General features: G+C 63.0%; 11 protein-coding genes and 1 riboswitch. Of the genes, 8 read left to right on the top strand and 3 right to left on the bottom strand.

The window, feature by feature from the left end; genetic code table 11:
• Positions 1–12 precede the first annotated feature (12 nt).
• From cobW to NKH36_RS03790, 3 genes are all read right to left on the bottom strand, one after another.
• Positions 13–1,050 carry a cobalamin biosynthesis protein CobW gene (cobW, locus tag NKH36_RS03800; RefSeq protein ID WP_352960163.1) on the bottom strand — a complete coding sequence of 346 codons (1,038 nt, stop codon included), beginning with the start codon at positions 1,048–1,050 and terminating at the stop codon, positions 13–15.
• Entirely contained in the window at positions 1,047–1,481 is a 435-nt protein-coding gene (locus NKH36_RS03795) for a DUF1636 family protein (RefSeq protein ID WP_352960161.1), read from the bottom strand. The genes cobW and NKH36_RS03795 overlap by 4 nt, the downstream gene beginning before the upstream one ends.
• A gap of 38 nt (positions 1,482–1,519) precedes the next feature.
• Positions 1,520–1,723, bottom strand: a riboswitch (cobalamin riboswitch).
• Positions 1,724–1,752: 29 nt separating this feature from the next.
• Positions 1,753–2,952 carry a winged helix-turn-helix domain-containing protein gene (locus NKH36_RS03790; RefSeq protein WP_352960159.1) on the bottom strand — a complete coding sequence of 400 codons (1,200 nt, stop codon included), beginning with the start codon at positions 2,950–2,952 and terminating at the stop codon, positions 1,753–1,755.
• 328 nt (positions 2,953–3,280) lie between these two features.
• Here NKH36_RS03790 and NKH36_RS03785 point away from each other — a divergent pair, with 328 nt between their 5' ends.
• From NKH36_RS03785 to nuoG, 8 genes are all read left to right on the top strand, one after another.
• Positions 3,281–3,646 carry an NADH-quinone oxidoreductase subunit A gene (locus NKH36_RS03785; protein WP_023798850.1) on the top strand — a complete coding sequence of 122 codons (366 nt, stop codon included), beginning with the start codon at positions 3,281–3,283 and terminating at the stop codon, positions 3,644–3,646.
• The gene (locus NKH36_RS03780; RefSeq protein WP_027156092.1) at positions 3,637–4,218 is read left to right on the top strand and encodes a NuoB/complex I 20 kDa subunit family protein; all 582 of its coding nucleotides are present in this window, start codon (positions 3,637–3,639) and stop codon (positions 4,216–4,218) included. Before NKH36_RS03785 ends, NKH36_RS03780 begins: the two co-directional genes overlap by 10 nt.
• A gap of 8 nt (positions 4,219–4,226) precedes the next feature.
• Complete coding sequence (locus NKH36_RS03775; RefSeq protein ID WP_192363002.1) at positions 4,227–4,826, top strand: NADH-quinone oxidoreductase subunit C; 600 nt, start codon at positions 4,227–4,229, stop codon at positions 4,824–4,826.
• Between the two features lie 9 nt (positions 4,827–4,835).
• Positions 4,836–6,026: an NADH-quinone oxidoreductase subunit D gene (locus NKH36_RS03770; RefSeq protein ID WP_352960157.1), complete on the top strand. Its 1,191-nt coding sequence runs from the start codon at positions 4,836–4,838 to the stop codon at positions 6,024–6,026.
• Complete coding sequence (locus tag NKH36_RS03765; RefSeq protein ID WP_352960155.1) at positions 6,027–7,343, top strand: NADH-quinone oxidoreductase subunit E; 1,317 nt, start codon at positions 6,027–6,029, stop codon at positions 7,341–7,343.
• Between the two features lie 10 nt (positions 7,344–7,353).
• Entirely contained in the window at positions 7,354–8,658 is a 1,305-nt protein-coding gene (gene nuoF / locus NKH36_RS03760) for an NADH-quinone oxidoreductase subunit NuoF (RefSeq protein ID WP_352960153.1), read from the top strand.
• Positions 8,659–8,762: 104 nt separating this feature from the next.
• Positions 8,763–9,452, top strand: coding sequence for a helix-hairpin-helix domain-containing protein (locus NKH36_RS03755; protein ID WP_352960151.1), 690 nt, complete (start codon positions 8,763–8,765; stop codon positions 9,450–9,452).
• Between the two features lie 74 nt (positions 9,453–9,526).
• Positions 9,527–11,608 carry an NADH-quinone oxidoreductase subunit NuoG gene (gene nuoG, locus NKH36_RS03750; RefSeq protein ID WP_352960149.1) on the top strand — a complete coding sequence of 694 codons (2,082 nt, stop codon included), beginning with the start codon at positions 9,527–9,529 and terminating at the stop codon, positions 11,606–11,608.
• Positions 11,609–11,610: the final 2 nt, after the last annotated feature.

Below are 11,610 nucleotides of genomic sequence, written 5' to 3'. Positions count from 1 at the left end.
TCGTGCCCGAGGTCAGCCGGCGAGGATACGCTCGATGGCCGGGCGGTTCAGCCCTTTGAGGCCGATGACGACGAGACGCGAGCGGCGGTCGTCTTCAGCGGTCCAGGCGCGGTCGTAATAGTGATTGACGCGCGGACCGACGGCCTGCAGCAACAGCCGCATCGGTTTGCCGCCGACCTCGACGAAACCCTTGACGCGCAGCACGTTTTCTTCCTCCGCCGCGGTGGCGACGCGCAAAGCCAGCTCATCGGGATTGGCGATCGACGGAATGTCGATGACGAAGGAGTCGAAGTCATCATGCTCGTGGTCGAGCTCGTCGTCGTGGTGGGTCTTGCGGTTCTCGATATCGTCCTCGACGGCGAGGCCGAGGCCGAGCAGCACAGATGGATCGACCTTGCCTTGCGAGGTCGGCACGATCTTGACGGCGCGCGCGGTGTGCTCGCCGATGATGGCATTGGCACGGGCTGAGCCGGCGGCGTCCATCAGGTCACTCTTCGACAATATGATCAGGTCGGCGCAGGCGAGCTGGTCCTCGAATACCTCCTCGACCGGATCGTCGTGGTCGAGCATCTCGTCCTGCGCGCGCTGCGCCTGGAGGGCGTCCATGTCGTTGGCAACGCGGCCACCTGCCAGCGCCGGTCCGTCGACCACGGCGATGACGCCGTCGACTGTCACCCGGCTCTTCACCGTCGGCCACTGGAAGGCCTGGACCAGCGGCTTCGGCAAAGCGAGGCCGGAGGTCTCGATCAGGATATGGTCGACCCTCGGCATCAGCGACAGGATCTTGTCGAGCGCCGGGACGAAATCATCGGCGACGGTGCAGCAGATGCAGCCATTGGCCAGCTCGACGATATTTTCCTCGGGGCAGGTGTCGATGCCGCAGCCTTTCAGGATTTCGCCGTCGATGCCGATGTCGCCGAACTCGTTGACGATGATGGCCAGCCGCTTGCCCCCGGCGTTTTCGAGCAGATGGCGGATCAGCGTCGTCTTGCCGGCGCCGAGGAAGCCGGTGACGACGGTGCAGGGCACGCGGGAGACGGAAGTGGTCATATCTGATCCTTCAAAAGGTCGAGGGGAGGAATGCGGGCGACGAGGCCGCGCTTCAGGCAGTCGGGGCGGCCGCGCCATGGAATGAGGCCGTCCGTCGAGGTGGCGAAGAGCTTTGCGCCGGCGACGAGATCGGCGCCGCTGGTCGCGGTCAGGTCGCCAAAGACATAGCTCCAGCAGCCGTCGCGCAGGATCGCGGCACTCAGCCGGCGCTTGCAGTTGCCGAGGCATTCGACGGTGCGGATTTGGATGTTTTCGCCGGATACGGCGCGGCGCGTGTCGTCGGCAAGCAGTTCGCCGGCGCGGGGATGGCCATCGGAGCCGGTCTCATCGCGGCACGAGGCGCAGACGATCACCGTGACGCCGGCTAAGGCATCACTATCGCCGGACAATGCGCCCGCTGTCTCAGCCGAAAAACTGCTGTCGCGTTCCAAATCAGGCTCCTTGCCCGGAAAACCCGCCAGGCGATCGGATTCTTATGTCCTAGACGGCAGGTCTCCTGGCTCGCGGGTCATCGCCTTGGTGCCGCCTTCCCGGGACCGTCCCAGTGGTTTTCGGCCTTGGCTCGTCGCTTACAGTTGCGGGGACAGCCGCGGATTTGAAATCGGAATTTCGCACCGCATTCCCTCTTGGCTCCTCCCTTTGCCGAGAGGAGACCGTCTGAACCGGATTTAGGCTTGTGCAGGCAGTCGTGTCAACGCACGTCTACGGCGCGGCGATATTGGCGAGAGCCGAACCAAGATCCCCCGCAGGCGTCACCTCGATGCGTTCCAGGCCGAGCCAACCCTGCATCAGCTTCAATTCCTCGAAGAGTTCGGCGGCGGTTTGCGGCGGCGCGCCGGGCTCGGCATAGGCGGCATGGACACGCAGCACGCCGGCCGGGCGGTCGGCCTTGAGGTCGATGCGCGCCACGATCTTTTCGCCGAGCAGGAACGGCAGCACATAGTAACCGTATTGGCGCTTTTCGGCAGGGGTGTAGATCTCGATGCGATAGCGGAAGTCGAACAGTCTTTCCGTACGCGCCCGTTCGAAGACAACCGGATCGAACGGAGCGAGCAGCGCGCGCGTCTCGATTTTGCGCGGAAAACGGGCGTCCTTGTGAAGATAGGCCGGCTTGTCCCAGCCTTCCACGCTCACCGGCAAGAGGTCGCCGGCGTCGACCAGTTCTTCGATGCGGCCCTTGATGTCGGCGGGAGAGAGGCGGAAATAGTCCCGCAGGTCGCCTGCTGTCGCGACGCCGTGGGCGCGGGCGGAGATGCGCAGCAATTCGCGGTGCGCATCCTCAGGGGAGGGCACCGGCAAGCTGAGTATTGTCGGCGGCAGCACGCGTTCCGGCAGATCGTAGAGCCGCTCGAAGCCGCGACGTGACGCCGTGGTGATGCGGCCGGCCCAGAACAGCCATTCGAAAGCATGTTTGGCGTCGCTCCAGCCCCACCAGCCGCCCGAGCCTTTCTGGCCTTCGAGAGCCGATGCAGCGATCGGGCCGCGATCAATGACCTCGCGATAGATGTCTTCAATGTAGGCGGCGCGTTCGCGGCCCCACTTGGCCAGGCCGTTATACATTTCCTCGCCGCGCTCGGCCCGCTCCATGCGCCAGCGCATCAGCGGATAGGTTTCAACCGGCAGAAATGAGGCTTCGTGCGCCCAGTATTCGAAGACCGTGCGCTTGCGCGTCACGGCGGCGTTGTCGAGCAGCGCAAGCGGGTAAGGGCCAAGCCGCGAATAGAGCGGCATATAGTGGGCGCGCACCACCGCACTGACGGAATCGATCTGCAGCAGGCCGGTGCGGGTAAGCACACGGGCCAGATGGCGGCGATCAGGCGTGCCGTTGGGGCGAGGATCGGTGAACCCTTGTGCGGCCAGCGCGATGCGCCGGGCCATGGCGAGCGAGATTTTTTCCTTCATGCAGACGGCACTCTGTTGGCTTTCGACCAAAGGTTGGGACGATGATTCCGCGCCATGCTAGCAGGGTTTTGGCGGCATCTATGTCAGGAGAGGAAAGTGGAGTAAAAAGCGAAGGAAATCAAACCGGAGAGACCAGTTTATCCGGATATGCCGTCCAGGACCGTGTTTTGAACAAGGTTTGACTTGCTTCGCCGAAAGCCCTGCGCTAACCCTCGCCGCGTTGCAGCATAGAGCCTCCTAAACGGTTCAGTGGTTAAACTGTCACGCTTCCGCAAGTGGGTCCGGTGCTGTAATCAGAGTGGATTGGCCGCCAACGGAAAGCTGCAGCATGAACGCATTGTTGAGTTCGTACCTGCCCATCGTCCTGTTCATCGGTGTGGCGCTGGTTGTCGGCCTGGCGCTGCTTGCCGCACCCTTCCTGGTGGCCTACCGCAACCCCGATCCGGAAAAGCTTTCCGCCTATGAGTGCGGCTTCAATTCGTTCGACGACGCCCGCATGAAGTTCGACATCCGCTTCTACCTGGTGTCGATCCTGTTCATCATCTTCGATCTGGAGGTGGCCTTCCTGTTTCCATGGGCAGTGTCTTTCAGCCAGATCGGCATGCTCGGTTTCTGGTCGATGATGGTGTTTTTGGCGGTGCTGACCATCGGCTTTGCCTATGAATGGAAGAAAGGAGCGCTGGAATGGGATTGAGCGACAATTCCGGCACGCTCGTCGCGCCGAAGCCAAAAGGCATTCTCGACCCCAGCACCGGAAAGCCGGTGGGGGCGAATGATCCTTTCTTCCTCGAGATCAACAACGAGCTTGCAGACAAGGGTTTTCTCGTCACCTCGACCGAGGCGCTGATCACCTGGGCCCGCAGCGGCTCGCTAATGTTCATGACCTTCGGTCTTGCCTGCTGCGCGGTCGAGATGATCCACACCTCGATGCCGCGCTATGACTCGGAGAGGTTCGGTGTTGCTCCTCGCGCGTCGCCGCGCCAGTCGGACATTATGATCGTCGCCGGCACGCTGACCAACAAGATGGCGCCGGCGCTGCGCAAGGTCTACGACCAGATGCCGGAGCCGCGCTACGTCATCTCGATGGGCTCCTGCGCCAACGGCGGCGGCTACTACCACTATTCCTATTCGGTTGTGCGCGGCTGCGACCGCGTTGTGCCGGTCGACATCTACGTGCCCGGCTGTCCGCCGAGTGCGGAAGCGCTGCTCTACGGCATCCTTCTGTTGCAAAAGAAGATCCGCCGCACCGGCACGATCGAGCGGTGAGCGGGATGATGAGCCTGAATGAACTCTCGACCTATCTCGGCGAGAAGCTGAGCGGCCGGATCGGCGATGCGGTGTTTGCCTATGGCGAACTCACCATCTCGGTCGAGCCGCACGATCTGGTCGAGGTGGTAACCTTCCTGCGCGACGATCCAAAATGCCAGTTCATTTCGATCATCGACGTCTGCGGCGCCGATTATCCGTCGCGGGCCAAGCGCTTCGACGTCGTCTATCACCTGCTGTCGCCGAAGCAGAATATTCGCATCCGCATCAAGGTTCAGGCCGACGAGGAGACGGTAGTGCCGTCGATCACCGGCGTTTATCCCGGCGCCGACTGGTTCGAACGCGAAACCTACGATCTCTATGGCGTGCTGTTTTCGGGCCATCCCGATCTCAGGCGGATTCTGACCGATTACGGTTTCGAGGGTCATCCTCTGCGCAAGGATTTTCCGCTGACCGGTTTCGTCGAGGTGCGCTACGACGACGAGGCCAAGCGGGTCATCTACGAGCCGGTGGAATTGAAGCAGGAATTCCGCAATTTCGATTTTCTCTCGCCATGGGAAGGGACGGACTACGTTCTGCCGGGCGACGAGAAAGCCAAGACGAATTGAGACGCCAGAATGGCTGAAACCTCCGTCCGTAATTTTAACATCAACTTTGGACCTCAACACCCTGCAGCGCATGGCGTTTTGCGCCTCGTGCTGGAGCTCGACGGCGAAGTCGTCGATCGCGTCGATCCGCATATTGGACTGTTGCATCGCGGCACTGAAAAGCTGATCGAAGCCAAAACCTATCTGCAGGCGGTGCCTTATCTCGACCGGCTCGACTATTGCGCGCCGATGAACCAGGAGCATGCCTTCGCGCTGGCCGCCGAGCGGCTGCTCGGCATCGAGGTGCCGAAGCGCGGCCAGCTCATCCGCGTGCTCTATTGCGAGATCGGCCGCATCATGTCGCACATTCTCAATGTGACAACACAGGCGATGGATGTCGGCGCGCTGACGCCGCCGCTGTGGGGCTTCGTCGAGCGCGAAAAACTCATGGTGTTCTATGAGCGGGCCAGTGGCTCGCGCATGCATGCGGCCTATTTCCGGCCCGGCGGCGTCCACCAGGATCTGCCGCAGAAGCTGGTCGAGGATATCGGCAAGTGGATCGATCCGTTCCTGAAATCGCTCGACGATCTCGATTCACTGCTGACCGGCAACCGCATCTTCAAGCAGCGCAACGTCGACATCGGCACCGTCTCGCTGGCCGACGCCTGGGCCTGGGGCTTTTCGGGCGTCATGGTACGCGGTTCGGGCGTCGCCTGGGATCTGCGCAAGTCGCAGCCCTATGAATGCTATGCCGAGATGGATTTCGACATCCCGATCGGCAAGAACGGCGACTGTTTCGACCGTTACCTCGTTCGCATGGAAGAGATGCGCCAGTCGGCGAAAATCATGCGCCAGTGCGTCGACCTGCTGCTCGGCAAGGAAGGCACGGGGCCGGTGTCGAATCTCGACGGCAAGGTGGTGCCGCCGAAGCGTGCGGCGATGAAGCGCTCGATGGAAGCGCTGATCCATCACTTCAAGCTCTACACCGAAGGCTACCGCGTGCCGGCCGGCGAGGTCTATGCGGCGGTCGAAGCGCCGAAAGGCGAGTTTGGCGTCTACCTGGTCTCGGACGGCACCAACAAGCCCTATCGCTGCAAGCTGCGCGCGCCCGGCTTCGCGCATCTGCAAGCCATGGACTTTCTGTGCCGCGGCCACATGCTCGCCGACGTCACCGCCGTTCTCGGTTCCCTCGACATCGTGTTTGGTGAGGTCGATCGCTAAATGTCAGTCCGCCGTCTCGCAGAAGCCAGCCTCCAGCCAGCCTCCTTCGCCTTCAACCGGGCGAATGCGGCAGCGGCGAAGCAATGGATCAAGAAGTATCCGAAGGGCCGCGAGCAGTCGGCGATCATCCCGTTGCTGATGCTGGCACAGGAGCAGGAAGGCTGGGTGACCAAGGCGGCGATCGAGACGATCTCCGACATGCTCGGTATGCCCTACATCAGGGGGCTCGAAGTCGCGACCTTCTACACGCAGTACCAGCTCAATCCGGTCGGCACCCGCGCGCATATCCAGGTCTGCGGCACCACGCCTTGCATGCTGCGCGGCTCGGAAGCGCTGATGGATGTGTGCCGGTCGAAGATCCATCACGACCAATTCCATACCAACGACAAGGGTACGCTGTCGTGGGAAGAGGTGGAATGCCTCGGCGCCTGCGTCAACGCGCCGATGGTGATGATTTTCAAGGATACGTTCGAGGACCTGACGCCGGAACGGCTTGCCGAGATCATCGACCTCTATGATGCCGGCAAAGGCGCCTCGGTAATGCCGGGGCCGCAGAATGGCCGCATCACCTCCGAGCCGATCACCGGTCTGACGACGCTGAAGAGCGAAAAGGCAATCCTGAAGACAACCCGCGACAGGGAAGCCAAGGCGGCGGCCAAGGCCGCCAGGGAGGCAGCACCAGCGGCAATTGTCGCGACGCCGGCGGCTCCGGCCGTACAGGCACCGGCTGCCCCCGTTGCGCCGTCGAAAGCCAGCAAGCCGAAGACCGATGCGCCCGAAACCAGCCCGGCGCTGGAGACGCCTTCTCCTGCAAAGGTCGCACCAGAGACGGAAAAGGCGGCGAGCGTCGCAGCACCGCCGCATTCGGCGGCCAACGCCAACAAGGCCGCGCCGGAAGTCGAAAAGGTCTCGAAACAGCGCAGCGGTCCCAAGACCAAGGCTGCGCCAGCGGCCGCTTTCAAGGCGCCGGAGTTGAAGGAAGCGCCGATCGGCGCTGCCGGCAAAAAAACCGTCAAGCCTGCCAAGCCTTCGCTCGAGGACAAGAACCGTCCGGCCGGCATCGCAAAGCCGGCACTGATCGACGATCTCAAGCTGATTTCGGGGGTCGGCCCGAGAACCGAAGGCATACTGCATTCGCTTGGTATCTTCACCTACGCGCAAGTCGCTTCATGGACTAAGGCCGAGCGCGAGTGGGTCGACGGTTATCTCAGTCTCCGTGGCCGCATCGAGCGCGGAGACTGGGTCAAGCAGGCCAAGGCGCTCGCCAAGGGCGGGGTCGCCGAATATATCCGCGTCTTCGGCAAGAAACCGGTCTGAGGAACGAACAATGCTTCAGGACAGAGACCGCATCTTCAACAACATCTACGGCCGCTTCGACAAGTCACTGGCCGGCGCGATGGCGCGTGGCGCCTGGGACAACACGCCTGGCATCATCGCCAAGGGGCGCGACTGGATCGTCAACGAGATGAAGGCATCAGGCTTGCGCGGCCGCGGCGGCGCCGGCTTCCCGACCGGGCTGAAATGGTCGTTCATGCCCAAGCAGAGCGACGGCCGGCCGAGCTATCTCGTCGTCAATGCCGACGAATCCGAGCCCGGCACCTGCAAGGACCGCGACATATTGCGCCACGACCCGCACACGCTGGTCGAGGGCTGCCTGATCGCCGGCTTCGCCATGGGCGCGATCGCCGCCTACATCTATGTGCGCGGCGAGTTCATCCGCGAGCGCGAGGCGCTGCAGCGCGCTATCGACGAGGCCTATGCGGCCAAGCTGATCGGCAAGAACAACACGTCGGGCTACGACTTCGACATCTACATGCACCATGGCGCCGGCGCCTATATCTGCGGCGAAGAAACGGCGCTGCTCGAAAGCCTCGAAGGCAAGAAGGGCCAGCCGCGGCTGAAGCCGCCATTTCCGGCCAATGTCGGCCTCTATGGCTGCCCGACGACGGTCAACAATGTCGAGTCCATCGCGGTGGCGCCGACCATTTTGCGCCGCGGCGCTGCCTGGTTTTCGTCCTTCGGCCGGCCCAACAATGTCGGCACCAAGCTGTTCTGCATCTCCGGTCACGTCAACAATCCGTGCACCGTCGAGGAGGCGATGTCGATCCCGTTCCGCGAGCTGATCGAGACGCATTGCGGCGGCATTCGCGGTGGCTGGGACAATCTGCTGGCGGTCATTCCGGGCGGCGCTTCGGTACCGCTGGTGCCGGCGGAGCAGATCATCGACGCGCCGATGGATTTCGATGCGCTGCGCGACCTAAAATCGGGCCTCGGCACGGCGGCTGTCATCGTCATGGACAAATCGACCGATGTCGTGAAGGCGATCGCGCGGCTTTCCTATTTTTACAAGCACGAGAGCTGCGGCCAGTGCACCCCGTGCCGCGAAGGCACCGGCTGGATGTGGCGGGTGATGGAGCGGCTGGTGCGCGGCGAGGCGCAGAAGCGTGAGATCGACATGCTGCTCGACGTGACCAAACAGGTCGAAGGCCACACGATCTGCGCGCTGGGCGATGCGGCGGCATGGCCGATCCAGGGCCTGATGCGGCATTTCCGGGGTGAGGTGGAGCGGCGTATCGACGAGTTTTCCCGCAACGCGCACCGGGCAGAGCCGGTGATGGTCGCGGCGGAATAGACAAGAATTTGAAAGAAGGGCGAATGCCCGATTGGAATGCGGGCGAGTGCCCGATTTGAGGAAACAGGCCGGGGCATACGGAAGAAACGACCAGGAGACCACCTATGTCGCTGCATTCGAGACCCGATCATTTGATGCCAGATTTGGATCCGTTCGAGAAGATGAACCAGGACCTGACCAGGATGATGCCGAAGGAGATGGCGAGCGCCGTCAATCTCCTGGCGCACCCTGTCGCGGGTGCGGCAGCGATGTCGGCGCTCAGTATCGGGCTTGCCAATCACGCCTTTGGGATATGGATGGGCGTGCTCTCGGGCGCCGCCGAGGCCTCGCAGCGGCTCTTCCAGCCGATCGTCGACGATTTCGATGCCAGGGTCGAACGCTTTTCGAAGACAGGGACAAGCTCCTCGACCAAGGCGCGTGCGGCGACGAAAACCCTGATCGCAGAGGCGCAGTCCTTCGCCAGGGACGTGAATGACATAGCGGCGAACAGTATCGGTGATGCACGAACCGTGACGGATGTGGATGCCGCACCGGCCGGGTTGATGCCCGAGGATTTCAAGCAGCCCAAGGCCATGGATCGTCCGGCAAATCCGGCCGACCTCAAGGCGATATCGGGGATCGGGCCGAAGCTGGAAGAGGTGCTGAACGGCTTGGGCATCTGGACATACGGCCAGATCGCGGCATGGACGCCGGAAGAGATCGCCTGGGTCGACGATTATCTGTCGTTCAAGCGCCGCATCGAGCGCGACGACTGGCTTGGCCAGGCGGCGATGCTGGCCGCGGCCAAACATTGAATTCAATGCCGGGCGCGGTTTCGGCTGCGCCCGGAAAGAAAGATTGCGGAATGTCCGCAGGGGTTTGAGACGACATGGCAAAGCTCAAGGTCGACGGGAAAGAGATTACTGTACCCGACCACTACACGCTGCTGCAGGCAGCCGAGGGCGCCGGCGCGGAAGTGCCGCGCTTCTGCTTCCATGAGCGGCTGTCGATCGCCGGCAATTGCCGCATGTGCCTGATCGAGGTGAAGGGCGGGCCGCCCAAGCCGCAGGCGTCCTGCGCCATGGGCGTGCGCGACCTGCGCCCCGGACCGAATGGCGAAACGCCGGAAATTTTCACCAACACCCCAATGGTCAAGAAGGCCAGGGAAGGCGTGATGGAATTCCTGCTGATCAACCATCCGCTCGATTGCCCGATCTGCGACCAGGGCGGCGAGTGCGACCTGCAGGACCAGGCGATGGCGTTCGGAGTCGATTCCTCGCGCTATCACGAGAACAAGCGGGCGGTCGAAGACAAGTATATCGGGCCGCTGGTCAAGACGATCATGAACCGCTGCATTCACTGCACGCGCTGCGTCCGCTTCACCACGGAAATTGCCGGTATTTCCGAACTCGGCCTGATCGGCCGCGGCGAGGATGCCGAGATCACCACCTATCTCGAAAGCGCGATGACCTCGGAACTGCAGGGCAATGTCATCGACCTTTGCCCGGTCGGTGCGCTGACCTCCAAACCCTATGCCTTCCAGGCTCGGCCGTGGGAGCTGACCAAGACCGAATCCATCGACGTGATGGACGCCGTCGGCTCGGCGATTCGTGTCGATTCGAGAGGCCGCGAGGTGATGCGCATCCTGCCGCGCACCAATGAGGCGGTGAACGAGGAGTGGATTTCCGACAAGACCCGCTTCATCTGGGACGGCTTGCGCACCCAGCGCCTCGACCGGCCATACGTCCGCAAGAACGGCAAGCTGACCCCGGCAAGCTGGGCCGAGGCTTTCTCCGCGATCAAGGAAGCGGTGTCGAACACCGCATCCGACAAGATCGGCGCCATATCAGGCGATCTTGCCGCCGTCGAGGAGATCTATGCGCTGAAGCTGCTGATGGCCTCGCTCGGCTCTAAGAACACCGACTGCCGCCAGGATGGTGCCGCGCTCGATCCGTCGCTCGGCCGGGCAAGCTATATCTTCAACCCGACCATCGAGGGCATCGAGCAGGCCGACGCGGTGCTGATCATCGGCGCCAATCCGCGCTTCGAGGCCTCCTTGCTCAACGCCCGCATCCGCAAGCGCTGGCGGGTCGGCAACCTGCCGGTCGGCGTCATCGGCGATGTCGGCGATACGCGCTACGATTATGAGCAGCTCGGAGCCGGAACGGAATCGCTGAAGGATCTGGCCGACGGCAACGGCAAGTTCTTCCAGGTGCTGAAGAATGCGACCCATCCGCTGATCATCGTCGGCCAGGGCGCGCTGTCGCGCTCGGACGGCGCCGCCGCGCTCGGCCAGGCGGCGAAGCTTAGCCTGGCCGTCAATGCCGCGAGAGCCGACTGGAACGGCTTTGCCGTGCTGCACACTGCGGCGGGGCGTGTCGGCGGTCTCGACGTCGGCTTCGTGCCGGGCGAGGGCGGCAAGAACGTCGCCGGCATGCTGGGCGACACGGACGTGCTGTTCCTGCTCGGCGCCGACGAGATCGACATGGCCAAGACCGTCGGCGCCTTCGTCGTCTATATCGGCACGCATGGCGACCACGGCGCGCACCGCGCCGATGTCATCCTGCCGGGCGCCGCCTATACCGAAAAGTCGGGCACCTACGTCAACACCGAGGGCCGCGTGCAGCAGACCAACCGTGCCGGCTTCGCGCCGGGCGATGCGCGCGAGGACTGGGCGATCCTGCGGGCACTGTCGGATGTGCTGGGCAAAAAGCTGCCGTTCGATTCGCTGCCGCAGCTTCGTGCGAAACTCTATTCGGAATACCCGCATCTTGCCCGCATCGACCAGGTCGCGGCCGGCAATGCTGACGATATCGCCAGGGTGGCGAAGCTCGGCGGACGACTGGACAAGGGCGCCTTCACCTCGCCGGTCAAGGATTTTTACCTGACCAACCCGATCGCGCGGGCTTCCGCGGTGATGGCGGAGTGCTCGGCGCTGGCGAAAAACGGTTTTAGGCAGGCGGCGGAATAAGC

This window comes from Mesorhizobium sp. M1312 (genome assembly GCF_040318115.1).
Classification (GTDB): domain Bacteria; phylum Pseudomonadota; class Alphaproteobacteria; order Rhizobiales; family Rhizobiaceae; genus Mesorhizobium.
Note: the sequence above shows the minus strand (reverse complement) of the source record. Positions and strands in the feature narration are given on the sequence as shown.